Raw genomic sequence first — 21,860 nt, forward strand, 5'->3', positions numbered from 1 at the left:
GACATGAAATGAGAATGGATATCATTACATAAATTGCAGCCCGGCTCAATCGCGGCGGCGCGTCACCGCGGCCCGGCGCGCTCAGCGCAGCCGCGGGAGCGGAAACGGCGGCGGCGCGGCGCCGCCCGCCGCGCCATCGGCGCGCTCGAGCGCGTACAGCCACGCCAGCAGGTCGGCCACCGCCTGATACAGCTGCGGCGGAATCCGATCGTCGAGATCGACCTGCATCAGCAGCGACACCATTTCCGGCGCGGTATGCACGTAGAGCCCGGCATCGCGGGCGCGGGCGACGATCATGTCGGCGAGCACGCCGTAGCCCTTCGCGATCACCCGCGGCGCGGCATCGCCGCCCTTCGCGTCGTAGACGAGCGCGGCCGCGCCCTTGCGGGACGGCCCGCTCATCGCGGCCCCCGTTCGTCGGCGCCAACGTCGCGGCCTGCGTCGACCACTTCGTCGGCGACACCGCGTGCATACGCGGCGGCCGCCGCCTTCACGGCGAACGCGTCGAACCCGTCCGGCGCGCCGTCGACCGCGCGGATCGACAGCCCGCCGAGCTGCAGCCCCGACGCCTCCAGCCGCTGCCGCAGCGCCGCTTCATTTCGGGCCAGGCGGCCCGCGCCGGCCTCGTTCGCGCGCAACCGCGCGACGAGCTGCCCGCCGTTCAGCACCAGTTCCGCATCGACCGTGCCGAGCGTCGGCAGCATCAGCGTGAGGCGGGTCCGCCACGCGATGCCGTCGCCGGCATCGTCGCGCGGCGCATGGCCGCCCGAGCCGTCGGGCTCGATCGTCCAGTCGAGCCGCGCGCCGGGCCACGCTTCGCCGATCCAGCGGAACTGGTCGGTCGCGAGCACGTCGAGCTGCTGGCGCACCAGCGGCACGGCGGCCGGATGCACCGGCAGCGGCGCGGATGCCGGCGTGTCGGCCGACGCCGCGCCGGCCAGCGCGGCGCGCGCGGGCGTCCAGCGCGATTCCGGGGTGTCCGGGTGCGGGCCCGTGCCGCCGGCAATGCGCGGCGGCGGCGCATCGGGCGCGAGGAAGTCGCGGGCCGGCACTGCCGCGTTCGCGTGCGGCGCCGCGCCGGCCGGCGTGCCGGGCCCCGGCTGGCCCGCCGTGCGAGGCGCCGGCGACGGCAGCGGCAGGCGGGCGTCGAGCAGCGCGTCGAGCGTGCTGTCGGCGTTGTCGGGCGGCGGGTTCGCGGCGGCGGGCGTCGGCGTGGCCGGCAGGCGCGCCTGCGGCTCGCGCTCGAGCGCGGCGAGCGGCCGCTGGCCGGCCAGCCATTGCGCGAGATGGGATTCGTAGAACAGGCCGCTTTCGCTCACGGCCTGCGCGAGCGCGGCGCGCAGCGCCAGGACCGGCGCGGCGGCCGTCGCGTCGCGCGCGGGGGCCGCGGCCTGCGACGCCGCCGCGCGCGCCGCGTCCTGCGGCGCGACACTGCCCGCCGACGCGGTCGCCGGGGTCGAATCAGTCAGCAGCACGGTCGGGTCGGCGAGCAGCGGCGCCCGTCCGACGACCGCCGGCGTGGCGTCGCCGCCGAACCGCGAGATCGCATCGAGCGTGAGCCCGACCTCGGACAGCGCCGTCTGCGCGGAGGCCTGCGGCGGTGTGGCGGCGGGAGGGGGCGTGGCAGGCGCCAGCGGCGCGCCGGTGGCCGACGTGCCGACCTGCGCCGTCGCCGCGCCGCCGGCCGGCGGCGTCACGACGCCGTTCAGCAGGCTGTCGAGGCGGCTCGCCAGCAAGGCGGCGGCTACGGAGTCGATACCGGTCATGATCGGAGCGTGCTCCCCTCAGCAACATCGATGCGCATCCGGAAGATGCGGATTCGGGAATCTGCGTCGCCGCCGACGCCACGCGCGGCGCGCATTGCGCGCCGCCGGGCCGTCAACCGCCGCGCGCGCGGTACAGGTCGGTCAGCACCTTGGTCGAGCGGCGCGTCTCGAACAGCGCGGACAGCCGCGCGATTTCCGGGCTGGCGAGATCGCGGATCGCGGCGTCGTCGGCGAGAATGCGGCGGATCAGTTCGAGCTTGCGGCCGAGTTCGGCCTCGTCGAGCGCGACGCCCACCCCGGCGTCCTTCAGCCCGTCGACGAGCTGCAGGTACACCTCCTGCAGCGCCGACAGCGCGCTCCAGTCGGCGCCGCGCGCCGCGCGCAGCATCTGGTCGGACACGTCCGCGATCGCCTCATAGCGCGCGAAGTATTCGTCCTTGCGGTTCATCGCGGCTGGTCCGCCTGTTGGGCGGCCATCCGGGCGACTTCCGGCGCGATGCCCGTCCACGCTTCCTCGAGCGTCGCGAGCAGCCCGTCGACCTCGACCAGGATCGGCTCGCTGGCCTTCGCGTTCGCTTCCACCAGGCGCCGGCCGATATAGCTGTACAGCGCATCGAGGCGCGCGGCGATCTCGCCGCCCTGCTCACGGTTCAGCGCGGTCTGCAGGCCGCTCTCGACGATCCGGATCGCCTTGCCGATCGCCTCGCCGCGCGCGGGAATGTTGCCCTGCTGCAGGTGCATGCGCGCAAGCGCGATGGCCTGCCGCGCGCCCTGGTAGAGCATCGCGATCAGGCGATGCGGTGACGCGCCCATCACCCCCGTCTCGACGCCGACGCGCGCATACGCATTGGCTCCAGCGTGTCCTGGGGAAAACATGCGCTTCTCCTTGTTGATGCGGTGGATCTGGATAGCCCGCGCGCGCGGCGCGGCCTGTTCCCGGAGTTATCGGAAAGGAAATTAAAAGCTTTAGGCAAACCGGATGGGGACGGACGGGCCGTGCGGCCGCGTCAGACCGGCATTTGCGCGATTTCGTTGTACGCGCTGACGAGCCGGTTGCGGACCTGCAGCCCGAACTGGAAGCCGATGTTGGCCTTCTGCATGTCGACCATCACGTCGTTCAGCGACACGTTCGCCGCGCCGACCTCGAACGCCTGCGCCTCGCCGAGCGCGCGCTGCTGGTCGCCGCTGATCTTGTCGAGCGACGCCTTCATCGCGCTCGCGAAGGTGCCGGCCGTCGCCGCGCCCGAGCCCGCGAGCGCCGCGGTCGGGCTGGCCGTGCCGCCGGCCGCCTGCGCCGCCATCGCCTGCATCTGTTGCAACACCGAACCGATTCCGCCGACGCTCGTCGTCATGCCGTTTCCCCATCCAATATAAAGGGCCCGTACGGGCCAGGCCGGGCGGGCCGCCGGCGCATGCCGCGCGCGTCCGCCTTGCCGGATCGCGAAAAAGCATAGCAGCGCACCGTCCGGCAAAGCCGTGAAAGTACGGGGGAAACCCGGCTCTTTTCGGCCGATCGGATCGGGGCCGGCGTCACGATAATCGCATCGTGTCATTGTCCGCCCGCTCGTCCGAGCGGCTCAGTCGTCCCGCTCCGGAGAACCTCGACGCATGGATTCGCAGGCAAATTCGCTGATCAACCCCGACGCCCGCGCGGGCCTCCCCAGCCCGGCTCCCGGCGCCGCCGCGGCGCTGCCGGGCGCGGGCGGCGCGAGCGTGGATTTCGGGCTCGGCGGCTTCGCTGAACGGATTCCGGGCATCGCGCGGATGCGCGGCAACCCGAAGCTGCCGTTCGTGATCGCCGCCGCGTTCGCCGTCGCCGTGATCGTCGCGCTCGTGCTGTGGAGCCGCGCGCCCGACTACCGCGTGCTGTACAGCAACCTGTCCGACCGCGACGGCGGCGCGATCATTGCCGCGCTCCAGCAGGCAAACGTTCCCTACAAGTTCGCCGACGCCGGCGGCGCGATCCTCGTGCCGGCGAGCCAGGTCCACGAAACGCGCCTCAAGCTCGCCGCGCTCGGGCTGCCGAAGGGCGGCTCGGTCGGCTTCGAGCTGATGGACAACCAGAAATTCGGCATCAGCCAGTTCGCCGAGCAGATCAACTACCAGCGCGCGCTCGAAGGCGAGCTGCAGCGCACGATCGAATCGATCAACGCCGTGAAGACGGCGCGCGTGCATCTCGCGATCCCGAAGCCGTCGGTGTTCGTGCGCGACAAGGAAGCGCCGAGCGCGTCCGTGTTCGTCGATCTCTACCCGGGCCGCGTGCTCGACGAGGGCCAGGTGCAGGCGATCACGCGGATGGTGTCGTCCGGCGTGCCCGACATGCCCGCGAAGAACGTCACGATCGTCGACCAGGACGGCAACCTGCTGACCCAGCAGGCGTCGGCCACCGGCCTCGACGCGAGCCAGCTGAAGTACGTGCAGCAGGTCGAGCGCAACACGCAGAAGCGCATCGACGCGATCCTCGCGCCGATCTTCGGCACCGGCAACGCGCGCTCGCAGGTGAGCGCCGACCTCGACTTCTCGAAGCAGGAGCAGACGTCGGAAAGCTACGGCCCGAACGGCACGCCGCAGCAGGCCGCGATCCGCAGCCAGCAGACCAGCACCGCGACCGAGCTCGCGCAGGGCGGCGCATCGGGCGTGCCGGGCGCGCTGTCGAACACGCCGCCGCAGCCGGCGTCCGCGCCGATCGTCGCGGGCAACGGCCAGAGCGGGCAGCAGACGACGCCGGTCAGCGACCGCAAGGATGCCACCACCAATTACGAGCTCGACAAGACGATCCGCCACATCGAGCAGCCGATGGGCAGCGTGAAGCGGCTGTCGGTCGCGGTCGTCGTCAACTACCAGCCGGTCGCCGATTCGAAGGGCCACGTGACGATGCAGCCGCTGCCGCCCGCGAAGCTCGCGCAGGTCGAACAGCTCGTGAAGGACGCGATGGGCTACGACGCGAAGCGCGGCGACTCGGTGAACGTCGTGAACAGCGCGTTCACGACCGCCGGCGACCCGTACGCCGACCTGCCGTGGTACCGCCAGCCGGACGTGATCGACATGGCGAAGGAAGCCGCGAAGTGGCTCGGCATCCTGGGGGTCGCGGCGGCGCTGTACTTCGCGGTGGTGCGCCCGGCGATGCGCCGCGCGTACCCGCCGCCCGAGCCGGCCGCGCCCGCGCTGCCGGCGCCGGAAGACGCGGTCGCGCTGGACGGCCTGCCCGCGCCGGAGAAGAGCGCCGCGAACGAAGACGCCGACGCGCTGCTGCTCGGCTTCGAAAACGAGAAGCACCGCTACGAGCGCAACCTCGACTACGCGCGCACGATCGCCCGCCAGGATCCGAAGATCGTCGCAACCGTCGTGAAGAGCTGGGTGAACGATGAACGCTGAAGGCTTGACCAAGAGCGCGCTCCTGCTGATGTCGATCGGCGAGGAAGAGGCCGCGCAGGTATTCAAATTCCTCGCGCCGCGCGAGGTGCAGAAGATCGGCGCCGCGATGGCCGCGCTGCGCAACGTCACGCGCGAAGAGGTCGAGCGCGTGCTGAACGAGTTCGCGAAGGAGGCCGAGCAGCACACCGCGCTGTCGCTCGATTCGAACGACTACATCCGCTCGGTGCTGACCAAGGCGCTCGGCGAGGACAAGGCCGGCGTGCTGATCGACCGCATCCTGCAGGGCAGCGACACGAGCGGCATCGAAGGCCTGAAGTGGATGGATTCGAGCGCGGTGGCCGAGCTGATCAAGAACGAGCATCCGCAGATCATCGCGACGATCCTCGTGCATCTCGACCGCGACCAGGCGTCCGAGATCGTGTCCTGCTTCACCGAGCGGCTGCGCAATGACGTGATGCTGCGGATCGCGACGCTCGACGGCATCCAGCCCGCCGCGCTGCGCGAGCTCGACGACGTGCTGTCGGGCCTGCTGTCCGGCAGCGACAACCTGAAGCGCAGCCCGATGGGCGGCATCGGCACCGCGGCCGAGATCCTGAACTTCATGACGTCGGTGCACGAGGAAGGTGTGCTCGAGAACGTCCGCCAGTACGACCAGGACCTCGCGCAGAAGATCATCGACCAGATGTTCGTGTTCGAGAACCTGCTCGACCTCGAGGATCGCGCGATCCAGCTGCTGCTGAAGGAAGTCGAATCGGAGACGCTGATCATCGCGCTGAAGGGCGCGCCGCCCGCGCTGCGCCAGAAGTTCCTCGCGAACATGTCGCAGCGCGCGGCCGAACTGCTCGCCGAGGATCTCGACGCGCGCGGCCCGGTGCGCGTGTCCGAGGTCGAGACGCAGCAGCGCCGCATCCTGCAGATCGTGCGCAACCTCGCCGAAGGCGGCCAGATCGTGATCGGCGGCAAGGCGGAAGACGCATATGTCTGATCCGGCGAGCGACCGCACGGGCGACGTCACCGCGTACCAGCGGTGGGAAATGGCGTCGTTCGATCCGCCGCCTCCCCCGCCGCCGCCCGACACGGCGGCCGCGGCAGCGGCCGCGCTCGCCGAGGAATTGCAGCGCGTGCGCGACGCCGCGCATGCGGACGGCATGTCGTCCGGCCACGTCGAGGGCCAGGCGCTCGGCTACCAGGCCGGCTACGAACAGGGCCACCAGCAGGGTTTCGAGGCCGGCCAGGCCGAGGCGCGCGAGCAGGCCGCGCAGCTCGCCGCGCTGGCCGCGTCGTTCAAGGAGGCGCTGGCCGCCGCCGAGCACGATCTCGCGGCCGACGTCGCGCAGCTCGCGCTCGACATCGCGCAGCAGGTCGTGCGCCAGCACGTGAAGCACGACCCGACCGCGCTCGTCGCGGCGGTGCGCGACGTGCTCGCGGCCGAGCCGGCGCTGTCCGGCGCGCCGCAGCTGGCCGTGCATCCGGCCGACCTGCCGGTCGTCGAGGCGTACCTGCAGGAAGAACTCGACGCGATCGGCTGGAGCGTGCGCACCGATGCGGCGATCGAGCGCGGCGGCTGCCGCGCGCACGCGGCCACCGGTGAAGTCGACGCGACGCTCGCGACCCGCTGGCAGCGCGTCGCCGCCGCGATCGGCAAGGTGAGCGCATGGTGACGCACACGCCCGAGTCATTCGCGCACGACGGCATGACGCCGCTCGAACGCGAACTCGCGCTGGCGTCGTTCGGCCCGGAGGCCGCGCACGACGCCGCCCCGGCCCTGGCAGGCGACGCGCCGCGCGCGCCGCACAACCCCCATCTGTCGCACTGGCGCGCGCACCTGAACGGCCTGGCCACGCGCAGCCATCGCGCGCTGCCGCTGCGGCCGTGCGGCCGCCTGACCCGCGCCGCGGGCCTCGTGCTCGAGGCGATCGGGCTGCGCCTGTCGGTCGGCGCCGAATGCACGATCGAACTGCCGCCCGGCAGCACGCTGCCGGTCGCGGAAGCGGAAGTCGTCGGCTTCTCCGGCGACCGCCTGTTCCTGATGCCGACCACCGACGTCGCGGGCGTGCTGCCCGGCGCGCGCGTGTGGCCGCTCGAACGCGCGCCGGTCGCCGATCCGCTCTCCGGCGCGAAGCGGCTGCCGGTCGGCTGGAACATGCTCGGGCGCGTCGTCGACGCGGCCGGCCGCCCGCTCGACAACCTCGGCCCGCTGGCGTCGACGGTCGACGCGCCGCTGTCCGCGGCGTCGATCAACCCGCTCGAGCGCGAACCGATCCATCACGTGCTCGACGTCGGCGTGCGCGCGATCAACGCGCTGCTCACCGTCGGGCGCGGCCAGCGGATGGGCCTGTTCGCGGGCTCCGGCGTCGGCAAGTCGGTGCTGCTCGGCACGATGGCGCGCTACACGAGCGCCGAGGTGATCGTGATCGGCCTGATCGGCGAACGGGGCCGCGAAGTGAAGGAATTCATCGAGCAGATCCTCGGCGAGGACGGCCTCGCGCGCTCGGTCGTGGTCGCGGCGCCCGCCGACGTGTCGCCGCTGCTGCGGATGCAGGGCGCCGCGTACGCCACCGCGCTCGCCGAGTATTTCCGCGACCAGGGCAAGCACGTGCTGCTGCTGATGGATTCGCTGACCCGCTACGCGATGGCGCAGCGCGAGATCGCGCTCGCGATCGGCGAGCCGCCCGCGACCAAGGGCTATCCGCCGTCGGTGTTCGCGAAGCTGCCCGCGCTCGTCGAGCGCACCGGCAACGGCCCGGAAGGCGGCGGCTCGATCACCGCGTTCTACACGGTGCTGACCGAGGGCGACGACCAGCAGGACCCGATCGCCGATTCCGCGCGCGCGATCCTCGACGGCCACATCGTGCTGTCGCGCGCGCTCGCCGAGGCCGGCCACTATCCGGCGATCGACATCGAGGCGTCGATCAGCCGCGCGATGACCGCGCTGATCGACGAGCCGCACCTCGACCGCGTGCGCCAGTTCAAGCAGATGCTGTCGCGCTACCAGCGCAACCGCGACCTGATCGCGGTGGGCGCCTACGCGCCCGGCCGCGACGCGCAGCTCGACCGCGCGATCGCGCTCTATCCGCGCATCGAATCGTTCCTGCAGCAGGGCTTTCGCGAATGCGCGCCGTTCGCGTCGAGCCTCGAGGGGCTCGACGCGCTGTTCGACATCCACGGAGGCTGACGCTCATGGCACAAGGCTTTCCCCTGCAGATCCTGCTCGATCGCGCGAACGAGGATCTCGACACGGCGACCCGGCAGCTCGGCGTCGCCCAGCGCGAACGCACCGACGCCGCCGACCAGCTCGACGCGCTGCTGCGCTATCGCCACGAATATCACGTGCGCTTCGCGCAATCCGCGCAGAGCGGCATGCCCGCCGGCAACTGGCGGAATTTCCAGGCGTTCCTCGACACGCTCGATGGCGCGATCGCCCAGCAGCGCCGCGTGCTGGCCGCCGCCGAGGCCCGCATCGACGAGGCGCGCCCGCACTGGCAGCAACAGAAACGCACCGTCGGCTCGTATGAAATCCTGCAGGCGCGCGGCGTCGCGCAGGAAGCCCGCCGCACCGCGAAGCGCGAACAGCGCGACGCCGACGAACACGCCGCGAAGATCCTGCGCATGCGGGCCGACGCGGCGAAATCGACGTAACCGCTCAACGCATCCGAACGAGAGATACGCCATGCCTTCCCTGTCCCTGCTCGGCGCCCTGATCGACACCGCCAGCTCCGCCGTCAAGGCCGGCCGCAAAGCGGCCACCCCGGACGCGTCCGCCACGGGCGACGCGTCCGCGCTGCCGTTCGCGCAGACGCTGCAGCAGAGCGTCGCGTCGCAAGGCGCATCGGCGCAGGCCGACGCGTCGTCGTCAGCCGCCGCGGCGCCATCGGCCGCGACGGGTGCGCCGTCGTCGTTGGCCGGCGGCGCCAAGCCGTCCGGCTCCTCCAACCCGTCCGACGACAAGACGCGCGACGACGCGAACGCGGCCGTCAACCCGGAAGCGGCCGCGCTCGCCGCCGCGGCCGCCGTGCAAGCGCAACTGCTGGCCCGCCCCGACGGCACGCCCGCCGCGACGGACGCCGCGGCAGCCGACGCGTTGTCGCGCACCGGCGACGCGGCAGCGGCTGCGATCGCGTCCGCCGCGAACGCGACGAAGAACGCCGCGCAACCGGCGGACGCCGCCGAACCCGCGTCCGGCCGCGATGCGCTGCATGCGGTGCTCGAGAAACTCACCGGCGGCGCGAACGCGATCGCGATGCCGGCCGCCGCCGGCGCGGCTGCCGCGCCGCAGCCGGCCGCATCCGCGACCGCCGCGCCGCTGACCCCGAAAGCCGCAACCTTCGACAAGACGCTGGCCGACGCGAAGGGCGCGCTCGCCGCGCCGCAGGGTGCGCAAACGCCGTCCACGCAGGCCGAACTCGCAGCAAATTCCGACGCGACGACCCATGTGGCGCAGGCGCTCGCGGCCGCGAAGGATGCCGCCGACCCGGCCCATGCGGCGCTGGCCGCCGCGGCGGCCGCGCAATCGAATGCGTCGGTGGCGCCGGCCGCGCCCGGCGTCGCCGCCGCGAACGCGAACGTGCTCGCACCGCACGTCGGCACCGCCGACTGGACGGACGCGCTGAGCCAGAAGGTCGTGTTCCTGTCGAATGCGCACCAGCAGAGCGCCGAGCTGACGCTCAACCCGCCGGATCTCGGCCCGCTGCAGGTGGTGCTGCGGGTCGCGGACAATCATGCGCACGCGCTGTTCGTGTCCCAGCACGCGCAGGTGCGCGACGCGGTCGAAGCCGCGCTGCCGAAGCTGCGCGACGCGATGGAGGCGGGCGGCCTCGGCCTCGGCAGCGCATCCGTCAGCGACGGCGGCTTCGCGCAGCAACAGCAGCAGAACGCCCAGCAGTCGTTCGCCGGCGGACAATCGTCGCGGCGCGGGAACGGCGCACCGTCATCCGGCGACGCGACGGCCGACGTCGCGCCACCCGCAGCGTCGAGCGGCGCGACCGCCAGCCGCACCGGCCTCGTCGATACATTCGCCTGACCTTCCGCACGCGCCGCTCAGCGGCCGTGCAATGCGGCCGTCGCTGCGCCCGGCGCGCCCGCCTTGCGCGCGGCGGCGATGAAATCCGCCGCGCGCTCGCCGATCATCACCGACGGCGCATTCGTGTTCCCGCCGATCAGCGTCGGCATCACCGACGCATCCACCACCCGCAGCCCTTCGACCCCGCGCACGCGCAACTGCGTATCGACCACCGCGCGCGCGTCCGTGCCCATCCGGCAGGTGCCGACCGGGTGGTAGATCGTGTCGGCATGCGCGACGATCGTCGCGCGCAGCTCGGCTTCGGTCTGGTCCGGCCGCGTGTACAGCTCGCGGCCGCCCTGCGACGCGAGCGGCGCCTGCGACAGGATGCTGCGCATCGCGTGCGCGCCGCGCACGAGCAGGTCGAGATCGCGCGCATCGCTGAAGAAGCGCGGGTCGATCAGCGGCGCGTCGCGCGCGTCGCCGCTCGCGAGCGCCACCGTGCCGCGGCTGAACGGCCGCAGCGCGCACACGTGCAGCGAATAGCCGAAGCCCCAGTGCATCTTGCGGTTGTGGTCGTCGACGAGCGCGGTGCAGAAATGCAGCTGCAGGTCGGGACGCTCGAGCGACGGATCGCTCTTGATGAAGCCGCCCGCCTCCGCGACGTTGCTCGTCATCATCCCGGTGCGGCTCGAGAAGTAGCGCGCGAGCGCGGGCGTCATCTTCGCGATCCCGCGCAGGCAGATGCCGACCAGCTCCGACGCATTCACGCGCGTGTTGATGATGAAGTCGATATGGTCGATCAGGTTCGCGCCGACGTCGGGCGCGTCCTGCACGACCGCGATGCCGTGCCGGCGCAGTTGCCCGGCCGGGCCGATGCCCGAGCACATCAGCAGTTGCGGCGAGTTGAACGCGCCGGCCGACAGGATCACCTCCGCGCGCGCGCCGAGCGTCTGCACCTGGCCGTTGCGCGACAGCACGACGCCGACCGCGCGCTTGCCGTCGAAGCCGACGCGCAGCACCGTCGCATCGGGGACCACGTGCAGGTTCGGCCGGTTGCGGCCGTAGATGTAGGCGCGCGCGACGCTGCAGCGCGAGCCGTCGCGATGCGTGACCTGGTAGAAGCCGACGCCTTCCTGCGAGGCGCCGTTGAAATCGTCGTTGAGCGGATAGCCGGCTGCATGCGCGGCCGCGATGAATCGTTCGGAGAACGGATTGCGAAAGCGCAGATCGGACACCGTGAGCGGGCCGTCCGCGCCGTGCCACGCGTTCGCGCCGCGCTGGTTGCCTTCCGCGCGCCGGAAATACGGCAGCACCTCCTCCCAGCTCCAGCCGGTCGCGCCGAGCCGCGCCCATTCGTCGTAGTCGAGCGGATGGCCGCGCGTGTAGATCATCGCGTTGATCGCGCTCGAGCCGCCCATCCCGCGTCCGCGCGGCTGGTAGCCGCGGCGCCCGCCGAGGCCCGGCTGCGGCACGGTTTCGTAGCCGTAGTTGGTGCCGAGCTTGAACGGCACCAGCGCCGCGATGCCGACCGGCATGTTGACGAGCAGGTTGCGCTCGGTGTGCGCGCCCGCCTCGATCAGCGCGATCGTCGCGTCGGGGCACGCATCGGCGAGCCGGCCCGCGAGGCTCGCACCGCCCGAACCCGCCCCGACGATGATGTAGTCGTATTGCATGCATGTCTCCTTCATGTCATGAATGGCGCCCGGCGCGGCCGTGCGGCCCGAGTCTTCTATCTTCTAGTCCGGGCATTGTAGGAATGGCCGTTGCGCACGCGGCGCGCGGATTCAAGAGCGATTCCTCTAAACGCGCGCGTGAACTAAATTTAAGATGCGTGGATTCGCTTGGTGCGACGCAGCCGGCCGCCAGAAGCCGATCCGTCGCGAAATGGGAGAGACCGTCATGCAGCGTCACGTTCTGCAGGCTTTGCGTCGGCCGGCTTGTCCGGCGTCGCGTCACATGTCCCCGATTTCATTTCAAACAGCCCCGTGTTCAACCGCGGGTATCGCCGCGTACGCGGCGCGCCGGAATCGAACGGCGGGCCATCCCCCGGATCGTTTGAATTGCATGCCGGCGCGGGCGCGCGGCACGCTGCGCGCGGCGTCGACACGCGTCATGCGATGCGCCGCACCGGTGTACGCGACGCGGCCGGCCACCCGGTTTCGCCGCGCAGTTAACCGCGATGCGCCCCCGTACGTCGGCCCATCATGCGCCGCGCATCACGCCGTTTTCACCGCCGCCGACCGTCGCGCGGATGCGACGCCCGACGATGCCGCCCCGCTCACCCCGATCCGCCACGCCGCGCTCGTCGAGCGGGCGCGGGCGGCCTGACTGCTGGCCGCCGCGCCACGCCCCACTGGAGGAGACGACATGAAGAACGACCTGCCCGAACTCGCGCCGCACGAGAACGCCGCGATCGCCGCGCTGACGCCGCTGCTGCAAGCACAGCGCGCCGCCTACCTGCGCGCGCCGTATCCCGACTGGGAAACCCGCGCGAAGCACCTGCGCGCGCTGCGCACGATGCTGATCGACCATGCGGACGCGCTCGCCGACGCGATCAGCGCGGATTTCGGCCATCGCGCGAAGCAGGAAGTGCTGCTGTCGGAAATCTGGATGGCGAAGGAAGAGATCGACGAGGCGCTCAAGCACGGCAAGCGCTGGATGAAGCCGATGCGCAAGGCGATGAACAAGTGGCTGCGGCCCGCGCGCGCGAAGGTGATTCCGCAGCCGCTCGGCGTGGTCGGCATCGTCGTGCCGTGGAACTATCCGGTGCTGCTCGCGGCCGGCCCGCTGATCTGCGCGCTCGCGGCCGGCAACCGCGCGATCGTCAAGATGTCCGAACTGACGCCGCGCACGTCCGCGCTGTTCGAGCAGCTGATCGCGAAGACCTTCGAGCGCGATCACGTCGCGGTCGTCAACGGCGATGCGGACGTCGGCGCCGCGTTCAGCGCGCTGCCGTTCGACCACCTGCTGTTCACCGGTTCGACGCAGGTCGGGCGGCACGTGATGCGCGCGGCGGCCGAGCACCTCACGCCCGTCACGCTCGAACTCGGCGGCAAGTCGCCGGCGATCGTCGGGCCGAACGCGCGCTTCGACGCGGCCGTCGATGCGATCGTCGCCGGCAAGACGCTGAACGCCGGGCAGACCTGCATCGCGCCCGACTACGTGCTGCTGCCGCGCGGGATGGAAGCCGCGTTCATCGAGCGCGCCCGCGCGCGGCTCGCGAAGATGTATCCGGATTTCGCGCGCAACGCCGACTACACGACGATCGTGTCGGACCGGCATTTCGCGCGCCTGCAGCAGCTCGCGAGCGATGCTCAGGCGGCCGGCGCGCAACTGCACCCGCTCGCGGATGCGTCGTCCGATCCGGCAACGCGCCGCTTCGTGCCGTGCGCGGTCACGCACGTGAACGCCGCCACGCCGCTGATGCAGGAAGAGATCTTCGGCCCGCTGCTGCCGCTCGTGCCCTATGAGCGGCTCGACGAGGCGATCGCGTACGTGAATGCACGGCCGCGCCCGCTCGCGCTGTACCTGTTCGACGAAGACGCGGGCACGGTCGATCGCGTGATGCACGAAACGATCTCGGGCGGCGTATCGGTCAACGAAACGCTGATGCACATCGCGTGCGGCAGCATGCCGTTCGGCGGCGTCGGTGCGAGCGGGATGGGCGCGTACCACGGCTACGACGGCTTCGTGACGTTCTCGAAGATGAAGCCGGTGCTCGTGCAGGCGCGCCTGAACGCGCGCAACCTGCTCGCGCCGCCGTACGGCAAGCGCTTCGCCGCGCTGATCAAGCTGATGCTGAAGTTCTGAACGGCGCGCGCCGCGCGAGCGCGTGGCGGCCCGCACCCGGCGCACTGCCGCGCCGGCGCGGGTGCGCGTGCATCACACGGGCCAGAGCGGCCCTTCCTGCATCGCGCCGATCTGCTCGCGCAGTTCGAGCACGCGCGCTTCCCAGTAGCGATGCGTGTTGAACCACGGGAACGCGGCCGGGAACGCGGGATCGTCCCAGCGCCGCGCGAGCCACGCGGCGTAGTGGATCAGCCGCAGCGTGCGCAGCGCTTCGACCAGATGCAGCTCGCGCGGCTCGAATTCGCAGAAATCCTCGTAGCCGGCGAGCAGGTCCGCGAGCGCGCGCGACGCGCCCGGGCGATCGCCCGGCAGCAGCAGCCACAGATCCTGGATCGCGGGCGCCATCCGGCTGTCGTCGAAGTCGACGAAATGCGGGCCCGCATCGGTCCACAGCACGTTGCTCGGGTGGCAGTCGCCGTGGGTGCGCAGCAGGCGAAGGTCGCCCGCGCGCTCGAACGCGGCCTCGACGCCTTCGAGCGCCAGCGCGACCGCGGTTTCGTACGCGGGCCGCACGTCGGCGGGAATGAAATCGTGCGCCAGCAGGTAGTCGCGCGGCTCGTAGCCGAACGTGCGGATGTCGAGCGTGGGGCGCGCGGCGTACGGCTCGGTCGCGCCGACCGCGTGGATGCGGCCGATGAAGCGGCCGAGCCATTCGAGCGTATCGCTGCGGTCGAGATCGGGCGCGCGGCCGCCGCGCCGCTCGAAGATCGAGAAGCGAAAGCCGTCGAACGCGTGCAGCGTGCGGCCGTCGAACGTGCGCGCCGGCACCGCCGGAATCTCGCGTGCGGCGAGTTCGGCGACGAACGCGTGTTCCTCGAGGATGGCCTCGTCCGACCAGCGTGCCGGGCGATAGAACTTCGCGACGATCGGCGGGCCGTCTTCGATGCCGGCCTGGTAGACGCGGTTTTCGTAACTGTTGAGGGCGAGCAGGCGGCCGTCGGTGCGCAGGCCGGCCGGCATCAGCACGCTGTCGAGCGCGTCGAGCACGCGCTCGGGCGTGAGGCCGGCAAACGGCGGCTCGGCGGAAGGCGTGGCGGAGGTGACTTCGTTCATGCCCGGCATTGTGCCGCCTGCCGGGCAGAAAGACGAGCGTCCGGCAATGCGCGAACGCTCAGTGAATGGCCGCGCCCGCCGGCAGCACGGATTCGCCCGTGTCGATCAGATCCTCGAGAAAGAACGGCTCGGTGTTGAGTTCCTTCGACTCGCCCGGCACGCCCGCGTACCAGGTCACCATCGCCATGTCGCCCAGAATGCGCTGGACGATGCCGCGCGCGCCCTTCGGCACCGCGATATGGGTTGTGCAGACAATCGACCCGACATGCATGATGTTTCCCCACTCCTGAATCCCGAGGCCGGCCACGTCATCGGCCGGCAGATGCACGACACGCGCCGCCGTCGATGCGGCAACGCGTATCCCATTGTTCATGGTTTATCGAAGCGCGAAAAGAAGAAGAAGCAGGCGAGACGCCGCGAATTCGTCGAATGTCTCCAATCAACCACTGCGCCGCCCGTGTGCTTGCACCGGCGACACCCCCATCATACCCTGTCGAATGTGACCGCCCGGCGCGCGCGTATTCGGCCGTGGTTCGCGCTGCGGTTCGCGCCGTGGTTCGCGCCGTGGTTCGCGCCGTGGTTCGCGCCGTGGTTCGCGCCGTGGTTCACGCCGTGGTTCGCAGTCGACGCATGACGTCGACACGCCGGTTGCCGCACGCGTCCGTGTTGCGGTACCTTTGAGCTTCGTTCGCTTTCCACCGTATTCCTCCGCCGCGATGCCTGCTTTCATGCCCGCCCTTCCGAAGTCCCGGTCGCCGCTCGACGCGCGGCCGCGGGCGGGCGCGCATCCGTCTGCACCGCCTCCCCCTGTCGCACCGCCGCTCGTCGGCGCGGCGCCGCCTCCCCCGGCGGCGTTCGCCGGCTGACTGCCGGCCCCGGTTTCCGCTTCCATTCGCCAGCCCGCCGTTCGTGCGTCGTGACGCACGGCGCCGCGCGCGTGCGCATGGAACGTTCTCATCCGTTCGACAGGTGGAATCACATGTTCACGTTCAAACGCGCGCTCGCCGCGCATGGGGCGACGTCGCTCTTCGTGCTGCTCTGGAGCAGCGGGGCGATCTTCGCCGAACTCGGTCTGCGGCATGCGTCCGCATTCGCGTTCCTCAGCGCGCGCTTCGCGCTCGCGTCGCTCGTGCTGTTCGCGTTGTCCGCCGCGCGCGGGCGCTGGCTGCCCGCGCCGGGCGAGCGCCGCATCGCGGTCGCGACCGGCGTGCTGCTGATGGGCGGCTATTCGATCTTCTATCTGCTCGCGCTCGAACGCGGCATCGCGCCCGGCGTGCTCGCGACGATCCTCGGCGTGCAGCCGATCCTCACGCTCGCGTTCGTCGAGCGGCGCTGGCAGGCCACGCGCATCGCGGGGCTCGGCCTCGCGCTCGCCGGGCTGGCGCTGGTCGTGTGCCGCGGCATCGGCGGCACGGATATGCCGATCGCCGGCATCGCCTGCGCGCTCACCGCGCTCGTCGCGCTGACCGCCGGCGCGCTGCTGCAGAAGCGCGTGCGCTCGGCGCCCGCCGACGTGCTGCCGCTGCAGAATGCGATCGGGCTGGCGCTGTGCGCGGCGATCGTGCCGTTCCGGCCGATCGCGTTCGACACGACCTGGGCGTTCGTCGTGCCGCTCCTGTGGCTCGGCATCGTGATCTCGGTGGTCGCGCAACTGCTGTTCTACCGGCTGATGCAGCGCGGCGACCTGGTGAACGTCACGAGCCTGTTCTACCTCGTGCCCGTCGTCACGACGCTGATGGACGCCGCCTGGCTCGGCAACCGCCCCGAGCCGCTCGCGCTGGCCGGCATGGGCGCGATCGTCGCAGGCCTGGTGCTGGTGTTCCGCGCACCCGCCGCTCGCGGGTAACCGGACGGGCCGCCTGCCGGCGACGGCGGGCGGCCCGCGGCGCGATGGCCGCGCGCTTTCGGCGGGCCGTCGGGCCGCGAGCCCGGAAAGTCACACGAAAGCAAAGCGCAAGGTTTGCGTTGAATTCGCGGCCGAAATCGGCATTTCCTTGCCTTTTCCCCTAGCTTTTTAATGGTTCGGATAGCGAAAAACGTCGCGGCGTTTCCTATACTCGAAAAGACCAGCCACCCCGCAATCGGGTCGGAGCACAACGAGACAGCCCCGCATGGGGCCCGGCCAAGGAGACACGCATGACCACCTATTTCACGATCGGCGATTTCATCCTGCTGATTCCGATGGCGCTTGCCGGCGCGCTGTTCCTCGGCGCGGTGCCGTGCGCGACCCAATTCCGCCACAACCTGCTGCGCGTGCTGGGCATGATGCTCGGCGTCGGCGTCGCGGTGCTGCTGGTCGAAGGCCTGCCTGCGCTGATCTAGCGACGCGTCCCGCGCGCCGTTCCGTCGCCGCGACGGAACGGCCGGTCGAATTCGACGCGGCGGGCATGGCGCACGCCGCGTTTCCTGCCGGTCAGATCGCCTGATCGGTGGACGGTTTTTCCCACAGATTGATGCCGCCTTCCGTCGCGTCGCGATCGATCTCGGCGATTTCCTCGGCCGAGAACGTGAGGTTCTTCAACGCGCCGACGTTTTCGCGCACCTGCTCCGCGCGGCTCGCGCCGATCAGCGCCGACGTCACGCGCCCGTTGCGCAGCACCCACGCGAGCGCCATCTGCGCGAGGCTCTGGCCGCGACGCTCGGCGATCGCGTTCAGCTTGCGAACGTGTTCGAGGTTGTCCGCGCTCAGGTGGTCATCCTTCAGCGAGCCGCCGCCCGGCTTGTTGACGCGTGCGTCGGCCGGCACGCCGTTCAGGTATTTCGACGTCAGCAGCCCCTGCGCGAGCGGCGTGAATGCGATGCTGCCCGTGCCGATCTCGTCGAGCGTGTCGAGCAGTTCGCGCTCGACCCAGCGGTTCAGCAGGTTGTACGACGGCTGATGGATCAGCAGCGGCACCTTGTACGCGGCGAGCAGCGCAGCCATTTCGCGCGTCTTCGCCGCCGAGTACGACGAAATGCCGATGTACAGCGCCTTGCCCTGCTGCACCGCCGCCGCGAGCGCGCCGGCCGTTTCCTCGAGCGGCGTGTGCGCGTCGAAGCGGTGCGAGTAGAAGATGTCGACGTAGTCGAGCCCCATCCGCGACAGGCTCTGGTCGAGGCTCGCGAGCACGTACTTGCGCGAGCCGCCGCCGCTGCCGTACGGCCCCGGCCACATGTCCCAGCCGGCCTTCGTCGAAATCAGCAGCTCGTCGCGATACGGCCGGAAATCCTCCTTCAGCAATCGCCCGAAGTTGGTTTCGGCGCTGCCGTACGGCGGCCCGTAGTTGTTCGCGAGATCGAAGTGATTGATGCCGAGATCGAACGCGGTGCGCAGGATCTCGCGCTGGGTCGAGATCGGCGTCGTGTCGCCGAAGTTGTGCCACAGGCCGAGCGACAGCGCGGGCAGTTTGAGCCCGGATCGGCCGCAGGTGCGGTATTGCATGTCGGCATAACGTTCGGAAGCTGCTTCGTAGGCCATGAGAATTTCCGTCAGAACGTCGATTGGCGCGCGCCAGCGCAGGCCCGGCCGGCGGCGAAGGGGTCGTGCGACGGATATGGTAGCGAACGCAGCCAAAGCGCGCACGGCGATGGACGCAGCCGCGACGCTCACCTACACTGCGGCGTCTCGAATCACCGTTTCAGCGAGGTTTGTATGACCCGGGTCATCTCGGTTGCGCTGCTCGTCGGCGGCGTCGTGCTGCTGTATTTCGGCGGGCAGTCGTTCCACTCGATCAACGACGACGTGTCGCGCTTCTTCACCGGCTCGCCGGCAACGAAGACGATCCTGCTGATCGCCGGCGGCGCCGTCGCCTCGTTCGTCGGCCTGATCGGCCTCGCGATGCCGGGCAAGAAGCGCTGACGCCTGCGCCGCGGCAACGATGCCGCAGCGCACCTCCCCATGAAAAATCCCTGCCGGGCGCAGCCGCCGGGCAGGGATCATATCGAGCGCTTCGCGACGGGCGGCATGCGGCGCCAGCCGCTGCCCGCATGAATCGGCCCCAAACCGAGCACCGAAACAGGCACTGGAACCGCCCCTAGAACCGCACTTCCGGCGTCGCCGCCGAGCGCGTGCCCGCAATCGGCCGGTTGCTTTCGCCGTGATACGTGAACACGAGCGAGAACTTCACCTGGTCGGAACGGTTCTGCCCGGCCGAATGCAGCGTGTTGCAGTGGAAGAACACGACGTCGCCGGCGGCGAGCGGCGGGCACGTCGCCGCGTCGATCATCTTCCGGTTTTCCGGCAGGTCGCTGCGGAAGAACTTCGCGTCGTCGAACGCCTGCGCGCCGAACTCGGCGGTATGCGAGCCCGGCACCAGCCACAGCGCGCCGTTCTCGTTCGTTTCCGGCCCGAGCGCCAGCCACGCCGACACCATGTCCGAGCGCTCGAACGCCCAGTAGCGGAAATCGCGGTGCCAGCCGGTGAGGCTGCCGTACGCGGGATGCTTCGTCATCATGCAGTTGTGATGCGCGCGCGACAGCACCGGCCGCTCGCCGAAATACGCGTGCATCCACTCGCCGATTTCCGGTGCGATCGCACGCTCGGCGAATGCCGGATCGCGCGCGTACGCATCGAGCAGCCGCCGCACCGTGTGACCGCCGGGCGCATGCTTCGACTCGGGCGCGCCCGGATAGCGCAGGTCGGCCTCGAATTCGATCGGCTGCGCAGCTTCCTGCAACTGTCGCTCGGCAATCCGCTTCAGCGCCGCGCACTGCTCCGCGTCGACGAGGCCGCGGGCGATCACGAAGCCGCGTTCGCGCAGTTCCGCCACCTGCGCCCGAATCAAATCCGACTGCAATGAAGACATGGGATGCTCGATGTATTTCTTGTGAATGTTTCGATTGTAAAACGGCGCCGGATGGTGCGCGCAGCATCAATGTCGTGCGCAGGGAATTGCCGGCCGGCAATTTGATCCACAGCAAGGGAACTGTGCGCCGCCGCGGTGGCCTCAGCGACAGGCAGTATGTAATGCATGCCTTGCGGCACAAGGGTTATCCGCGACTTTTGCCCGTCACGAATCCCCTGTAGCCTGACGCGGCCTGTCAGTTCTGGCGGGCGCGGCGCGCAGCGACATTGGATACCATGCGCTGCGCCATCCGAGGCCGTTACATATCAGTGCGCTCGTCAAGGGCGCCATCCATTCAAGCAAGCAAAGCATCGTTCACATGCCATTCCGTCTGACTTCCCGTCTCAGCCGCGCTGCGAAGCGCGTCGTGCCGTCCGCCCCGCTTCGTCCGCTGCGCCATCATCGCGCACGCGCGCAAGCGCTCGCCGTGCACCCGCAGGCGCACGCACGGCTCGACGGCATCCGCGCGTGGTTTCACGCATTCTTCTCGATGATGGGCACGCAGGCGTTCGCGCGCCGCGCGGGCCTGCGCTCGCTGCTGCAAAAGCCGTCGTCGCTGCGCGCGCTTGCGCTGCGCCGTGCGAACGGCCCGCAGCGCCGAGTCAACCGCCCGCGCCGCCTCGCGGCAAGCACCGGCTGGTTCGCGTTCGCGGCACGCTGACTCGCGCGGCGCACGCAGCCATAAAAAAACCCCGGCCAGGCCGGGGTTTTTCGTTTCGGGCAGCGGACGCTTACGCGACGCGCACTGCCGGCTCCACACCGGCCGCTTCGGCCAGCGCGAGCGCCTTGTCGGTCGCTTCCCACGAGAATTCCGGCTCTTCGCGGCCGAAGTGGCCGTAGGCGGCGGTCTTCTCGTAGATCGGGCGCAGCAGGTCGAGCATCTTGATGATGCCCTTCGGACGCAGGTCGAAGTGCTCGCGCACGAGCTTCGTGATCGTCGCGTCCGACACGCGGCCCGTGCCGAACGTGTTGACCATCACCGAGGTCGGCTCGGCGACACCGATCGCGTACGACACCTGGATCAGCGCGCGCGACGCGAGGCCGGCCGCGACGATGTTCTTCGCGACGTAGCGGCCTGCATAGGCTGCCGAACGGTCGACCTTCGACGGATCCTTGCCCGAGAACGCGCCGCCGCCGTGCGGTGCAGCACCGCCGTACGTGTCGACGATGATCTTGCGGCCCGTCAGGCCGCAGTCGCCCTGCGGGCCGCCGATCACGAACCGGCCGGTCGGGTTCACGAGGAACTTGATGTCGCCCTTGATCAGCTCGGCCGGCAGCGTCGGCTTGATGATCTCCTCGATCACGGCTTCGCGCAGCGCCGGCAGCTCGATGTCCGGTGCGTGCTGGGTCGACAGCACGACGGTGTCGATCGAATCCGGCTTGCCGTCGACGTAGCGGATCGTGACCTGCGACTTCGCGTCCGGGCGCAGCCACGGCAGGCGGCCGTCGCGGCGCAGGCTCGCCTGGCGCTCGACCAGGCGGTGCGACAGGTGGATCGGCAGCGGCATCAGTTCCGGCGTTTCGTCGCATGCGTAACCGAACATCAGGCCCTGATCGCCCGCGCCCTGGTCGAGGTTGTCGTCGTGCGCGCGGTCGACGCCCTGCGCGATGTCCGGCGACTGCTTGTCGTACGCGACGAGCACCGCACAGCCCTTGTAGTCGATGCCGTAGTCGGTGTTGTCGTAGCCGATGCGCTTGATCGTGTCGCGCGCGATCTGGATGTAATCGATGTTGGCCGTCGTGGTGATTTCACCGGCGAGGACGACAAGACCCGTGTTGCACAGCGTTTCAGCGGCAACGCGCGAGTATTTGTCTTGAGCGAGGATGGCGTCGAGAATCGCGTCCGAGATCTGGTCAGCGACCTTGTCCGGATGGCCTTCGGAAACGGATTCGGAGGTGAAGAAATAATCGTTTGCCACTTTTTCAGGCTCCTGTGTGGTTACGGTTGGTATCACGTAGCCAGCTTCGTTGGGGCCTGAAGCGGCGACGCTT

24 protein-coding genes are annotated in these 21,860 nt (G+C 70.3%); 13 read left to right on the top strand and 11 right to left on the bottom strand.

Features of this window, described 5'->3' with window-relative positions:
• Nucleotides 1–81 precede the first annotated feature (81 nt).
• The 5 genes from HWY45_RS13525 to fliE form a co-directional block, all read right to left on the bottom strand.
• On the bottom strand, nucleotides 82–402 hold the full coding sequence (locus tag HWY45_RS13525) for an EscU/YscU/HrcU family type III secretion system export apparatus switch protein (protein ID WP_059563711.1): 321 nt from the start codon (nucleotides 400–402) through the stop codon (nucleotides 82–84).
• The gene (gene fliK / locus HWY45_RS13530; RefSeq protein ID WP_059881891.1) at nucleotides 399–1,766 is read right to left on the bottom strand and encodes a flagellar hook-length control protein FliK; all 1,368 of its coding nucleotides are present in this window, start codon (nucleotides 1,764–1,766) and stop codon (nucleotides 399–401) included. Before fliK ends, HWY45_RS13525 begins: the two co-directional genes overlap by 4 nt.
• Nucleotides 1,767–1,878: 112 nt before the next feature.
• Nucleotides 1,879–2,214, bottom strand: coding sequence for a flagellar protein FliT (locus HWY45_RS13535; protein ID WP_059563709.1), 336 nt, complete (start codon nucleotides 2,212–2,214; stop codon nucleotides 1,879–1,881).
• Nucleotides 2,211–2,642, bottom strand: a complete 432-nt coding sequence (gene fliS, locus HWY45_RS13540; protein ID WP_026045260.1) for a flagellar export chaperone FliS — start codon at nucleotides 2,640–2,642, stop codon at nucleotides 2,211–2,213. The genes HWY45_RS13535 and fliS overlap by 4 nt, the downstream gene beginning before the upstream one ends.
• A gap of 131 nt (nucleotides 2,643–2,773) precedes the next feature.
• Complete coding sequence (gene fliE, locus HWY45_RS13545) at nucleotides 2,774–3,118, bottom strand: flagellar hook-basal body complex protein FliE (RefSeq protein WP_059563708.1); 345 nt, start codon at nucleotides 3,116–3,118, stop codon at nucleotides 2,774–2,776.
• A gap of 256 nt (nucleotides 3,119–3,374) precedes the next feature.
• Between fliE and fliF the strand changes: the two genes are divergently transcribed.
• The 6 genes from fliF to HWY45_RS13575 are packed head-to-tail and all read left to right on the top strand — an operon-like array spanning nucleotide 3,375 to nucleotide 10,161.
• Complete coding sequence (gene fliF, locus HWY45_RS13550) at nucleotides 3,375–5,141, top strand: flagellar basal-body MS-ring/collar protein FliF (RefSeq protein WP_059881893.1); 1,767 nt, start codon at nucleotides 3,375–3,377, stop codon at nucleotides 5,139–5,141.
• Nucleotides 5,131–6,126, top strand: a complete 996-nt coding sequence (fliG, locus tag HWY45_RS13555; RefSeq protein WP_059563706.1) for a flagellar motor switch protein FliG — start codon at nucleotides 5,131–5,133, stop codon at nucleotides 6,124–6,126. Before fliF ends, fliG begins: the two co-directional genes overlap by 11 nt.
• A complete protein-coding gene (fliH, locus tag HWY45_RS13560) occupies nucleotides 6,119–6,802 on the top strand; it encodes a flagellar assembly protein FliH (RefSeq protein WP_059563705.1) in 684 nt (227 codons plus the stop codon). Before fliG ends, fliH begins: the two co-directional genes overlap by 8 nt.
• Nucleotides 6,796–8,316: a flagellar protein export ATPase FliI gene (fliI, locus tag HWY45_RS13565; protein ID WP_059810407.1), complete on the top strand. Its 1,521-nt coding sequence runs from the start codon at nucleotides 6,796–6,798 to the stop codon at nucleotides 8,314–8,316. Before fliH ends, fliI begins: the two co-directional genes overlap by 7 nt.
• A gap of 5 nt (nucleotides 8,317–8,321) precedes the next feature.
• Nucleotides 8,322–8,780 (top strand): flagellar export protein FliJ, encoded by a 459-nt coding sequence (fliJ, locus tag HWY45_RS13570; RefSeq protein ID WP_059563703.1) that lies wholly within the window; start codon nucleotides 8,322–8,324, stop codon nucleotides 8,778–8,780.
• Nucleotides 8,781–8,811: 31 nt separating this feature from the next.
• Nucleotides 8,812–10,161 carry a flagellar hook-length control protein FliK gene (locus HWY45_RS13575; protein WP_059881895.1) on the top strand — a complete coding sequence of 450 codons (1,350 nt, stop codon included), beginning with the start codon at nucleotides 8,812–8,814 and terminating at the stop codon, nucleotides 10,159–10,161.
• 17 nt (nucleotides 10,162–10,178) lie between these two features.
• Here the strand turns inward: HWY45_RS13575 and HWY45_RS13580 are convergent, their stop codons facing one another.
• Nucleotides 10,179–11,816: a GMC family oxidoreductase gene (locus HWY45_RS13580; RefSeq protein WP_059881897.1), complete on the bottom strand. Its 1,638-nt coding sequence runs from the start codon at nucleotides 11,814–11,816 to the stop codon at nucleotides 10,179–10,181.
• A gap of 283 nt (nucleotides 11,817–12,099) precedes the next feature.
• Here HWY45_RS13580 and HWY45_RS13585 point away from each other — a divergent pair, with 283 nt between their 5' ends.
• Together HWY45_RS13585 and HWY45_RS13590 are read left to right on the top strand one after the other, a co-directional pair.
• Nucleotides 12,100–12,471, top strand: coding sequence for a hypothetical protein (locus tag HWY45_RS13585; protein ID WP_155631220.1), 372 nt, complete (start codon nucleotides 12,100–12,102; stop codon nucleotides 12,469–12,471).
• Nucleotides 12,472–12,510: 39 nt separating this feature from the next.
• Nucleotides 12,511–13,953 (top strand): coniferyl aldehyde dehydrogenase, encoded by a 1,443-nt coding sequence (locus HWY45_RS13590; RefSeq protein ID WP_059810414.1) that lies wholly within the window; start codon nucleotides 12,511–12,513, stop codon nucleotides 13,951–13,953.
• A 72-nt stretch (nucleotides 13,954–14,025) separates the two neighbouring features.
• Here HWY45_RS13590 and HWY45_RS13595 read toward each other — a convergent pair whose 3' ends face one another.
• Both HWY45_RS13595 and HWY45_RS13600 read right to left on the bottom strand, forming a co-directional pair.
• On the bottom strand, nucleotides 14,026–15,054 hold the full coding sequence (locus HWY45_RS13595; protein WP_059881899.1) for a serine/threonine protein kinase: 1,029 nt from the start codon (nucleotides 15,052–15,054) through the stop codon (nucleotides 14,026–14,028).
• A 49-nt stretch (nucleotides 15,055–15,103) separates the two neighbouring features.
• Nucleotides 15,104–15,316, bottom strand: a complete 213-nt coding sequence (locus HWY45_RS13600) for a hypothetical protein (RefSeq protein WP_006402972.1) — start codon at nucleotides 15,314–15,316, stop codon at nucleotides 15,104–15,106.
• Between HWY45_RS13600 and HWY45_RS13605 the strand changes: the two genes are divergently transcribed.
• From HWY45_RS13605 to HWY45_RS13615, 3 genes are all read left to right on the top strand, one after another.
• Nucleotides 15,311–15,679 carry a hypothetical protein gene (locus tag HWY45_RS13605; protein WP_155631877.1) on the top strand — a complete coding sequence of 123 codons (369 nt, stop codon included), beginning with the start codon at nucleotides 15,311–15,313 and terminating at the stop codon, nucleotides 15,677–15,679. The two genes, HWY45_RS13600 and HWY45_RS13605, sit on opposite strands and share 6 nt — an antisense overlap.
• 345 nt (nucleotides 15,680–16,024) lie before the next feature.
• On the top strand, nucleotides 16,025–16,891 hold the full coding sequence (locus tag HWY45_RS13610; RefSeq protein WP_059882061.1) for a DMT family transporter: 867 nt from the start codon (nucleotides 16,025–16,027) through the stop codon (nucleotides 16,889–16,891).
• A 290-nt stretch (nucleotides 16,892–17,181) separates the two neighbouring features.
• Nucleotides 17,182–17,367: a hypothetical protein gene (locus HWY45_RS13615; protein WP_059563758.1), complete on the top strand. Its 186-nt coding sequence runs from the start codon at nucleotides 17,182–17,184 to the stop codon at nucleotides 17,365–17,367.
• Nucleotides 17,368–17,458: 91 nt separating this feature from the next.
• Here HWY45_RS13615 and mgrA read toward each other — a convergent pair whose 3' ends face one another.
• Nucleotides 17,459–18,502, bottom strand: coding sequence for an L-glyceraldehyde 3-phosphate reductase (gene mgrA / locus HWY45_RS13620; RefSeq protein ID WP_059881900.1), 1,044 nt, complete (start codon nucleotides 18,500–18,502; stop codon nucleotides 17,459–17,461).
• A 174-nt stretch (nucleotides 18,503–18,676) separates the two neighbouring features.
• Between mgrA and HWY45_RS13625 the strand changes: the two genes are divergently transcribed.
• Nucleotides 18,677–18,883 (top strand): DUF3185 family protein, encoded by a 207-nt coding sequence (locus HWY45_RS13625; protein WP_059563696.1) that lies wholly within the window; start codon nucleotides 18,677–18,679, stop codon nucleotides 18,881–18,883.
• 175 nt (nucleotides 18,884–19,058) lie between these two features.
• On the opposite strand, the gene HWY45_RS13630 is transcribed toward HWY45_RS13625, so the two are convergent.
• A complete protein-coding gene (locus HWY45_RS13630; protein ID WP_059563695.1) occupies nucleotides 19,059–19,829 on the bottom strand; it encodes a phytanoyl-CoA dioxygenase family protein in 771 nt (256 codons plus the stop codon).
• A gap of 358 nt (nucleotides 19,830–20,187) precedes the next feature.
• Here HWY45_RS13630 and HWY45_RS13635 point away from each other — a divergent pair, with 358 nt between their 5' ends.
• On the top strand, nucleotides 20,188–20,529 hold the full coding sequence (locus HWY45_RS13635; protein WP_059881902.1) for a hypothetical protein: 342 nt from the start codon (nucleotides 20,188–20,190) through the stop codon (nucleotides 20,527–20,529).
• 70 nt (nucleotides 20,530–20,599) lie between these two features.
• On the opposite strand, the gene metK is transcribed toward HWY45_RS13635, so the two are convergent.
• A complete protein-coding gene (gene metK / locus HWY45_RS13640; protein WP_017334589.1) occupies nucleotides 20,600–21,787 on the bottom strand; it encodes a methionine adenosyltransferase in 1,188 nt (395 codons plus the stop codon).
• Nucleotides 21,788–21,860 lie beyond the last annotated feature (73 nt).

The organism is Burkholderia stagnalis (assembly GCF_902830275.1).
Classification (GTDB): domain Bacteria; phylum Pseudomonadota; class Gammaproteobacteria; order Burkholderiales; family Burkholderiaceae; genus Burkholderia; species Burkholderia stagnalis.

What these genes read in the sequence shown, in the direction of transcription:
- fliH (WP_059563705.1), top strand. Translation starts at nt 6,119, where the DNA reads ATGTCTGATCCGGCGAGCGACCGCACGGGCGACGTCACCGCGTACCAG.
- HWY45_RS13615 (WP_059563758.1), top strand. Translation starts at nt 17,182, where the DNA reads ATGACCACCTATTTCACGATCGGCGATTTCATCCTGCTGATTCCGATG.
- fliF (WP_059881893.1), top strand. Translation starts at nt 3,375, where the DNA reads ATGGATTCGCAGGCAAATTCGCTGATCAACCCCGACGCCCGCGCGGGC.
- fliJ (WP_059563703.1), top strand. Translation starts at nt 8,322, where the DNA reads ATGGCACAAGGCTTTCCCCTGCAGATCCTGCTCGATCGCGCGAACGAG.
- HWY45_RS13605 (WP_155631877.1), top strand. Translation starts at nt 15,311, where the DNA reads ATGCATGATGTTTCCCCACTCCTGAATCCCGAGGCCGGCCACGTCATC.
- HWY45_RS13575 (WP_059881895.1), top strand. Translation starts at nt 8,812, where the DNA reads ATGCCTTCCCTGTCCCTGCTCGGCGCCCTGATCGACACCGCCAGCTCC.
- fliG (WP_059563706.1), top strand. Translation starts at nt 5,131, where the DNA reads ATGAACGCTGAAGGCTTGACCAAGAGCGCGCTCCTGCTGATGTCGATC.
- HWY45_RS13590 (WP_059810414.1), top strand. Translation starts at nt 12,511, where the DNA reads ATGAAGAACGACCTGCCCGAACTCGCGCCGCACGAGAACGCCGCGATC.
- HWY45_RS13525 (WP_059563711.1), bottom strand. Translation starts at nt 402, where the DNA reads ATGAGCGGGCCGTCCCGCAAGGGCGCGGCCGCGCTCGTCTACGACGCG.
- HWY45_RS13635 (WP_059881902.1), top strand. Translation starts at nt 20,188, where the DNA reads ATGCCATTCCGTCTGACTTCCCGTCTCAGCCGCGCTGCGAAGCGCGTC.
- fliK (WP_059881891.1), bottom strand. Translation starts at nt 1,766, where the DNA reads ATGACCGGTATCGACTCCGTAGCCGCCGCCTTGCTGGCGAGCCGCCTC.
- HWY45_RS13600 (WP_006402972.1), bottom strand. Translation starts at nt 15,316, where the DNA reads ATGCATGTCGGGTCGATTGTCTGCACAACCCATATCGCGGTGCCGAAG.
- HWY45_RS13580 (WP_059881897.1), bottom strand. Translation starts at nt 11,816, where the DNA reads ATGCAATACGACTACATCATCGTCGGGGCGGGTTCGGGCGGTGCGAGC.
- HWY45_RS13630 (WP_059563695.1), bottom strand. Translation starts at nt 19,829, where the DNA reads ATGTCTTCATTGCAGTCGGATTTGATTCGGGCGCAGGTGGCGGAACTG.
- fliI (WP_059810407.1), top strand. Translation starts at nt 6,796, where the DNA reads ATGGTGACGCACACGCCCGAGTCATTCGCGCACGACGGCATGACGCCG.
- HWY45_RS13610 (WP_059882061.1), top strand. Translation starts at nt 16,025, where the DNA reads ATGTTCACGTTCAAACGCGCGCTCGCCGCGCATGGGGCGACGTCGCTC.
- HWY45_RS13625 (WP_059563696.1), top strand. Translation starts at nt 18,677, where the DNA reads ATGACCCGGGTCATCTCGGTTGCGCTGCTCGTCGGCGGCGTCGTGCTG.
- mgrA (WP_059881900.1), bottom strand. Translation starts at nt 18,502, where the DNA reads ATGGCCTACGAAGCAGCTTCCGAACGTTATGCCGACATGCAATACCGC.
- fliE (WP_059563708.1), bottom strand. Translation starts at nt 3,118, where the DNA reads ATGACGACGAGCGTCGGCGGAATCGGTTCGGTGTTGCAACAGATGCAG.
- HWY45_RS13585 (WP_155631220.1), top strand. Translation starts at nt 12,100, where the DNA reads ATGTCCCCGATTTCATTTCAAACAGCCCCGTGTTCAACCGCGGGTATC.
- HWY45_RS13595 (WP_059881899.1), bottom strand. Translation starts at nt 15,054, where the DNA reads ATGCCGGGCATGAACGAAGTCACCTCCGCCACGCCTTCCGCCGAGCCG.
- fliS (WP_026045260.1), bottom strand. Translation starts at nt 2,642, where the DNA reads ATGTTTTCCCCAGGACACGCTGGAGCCAATGCGTATGCGCGCGTCGGC.
- HWY45_RS13535 (WP_059563709.1), bottom strand. Translation starts at nt 2,214, where the DNA reads ATGAACCGCAAGGACGAATACTTCGCGCGCTATGAGGCGATCGCGGAC.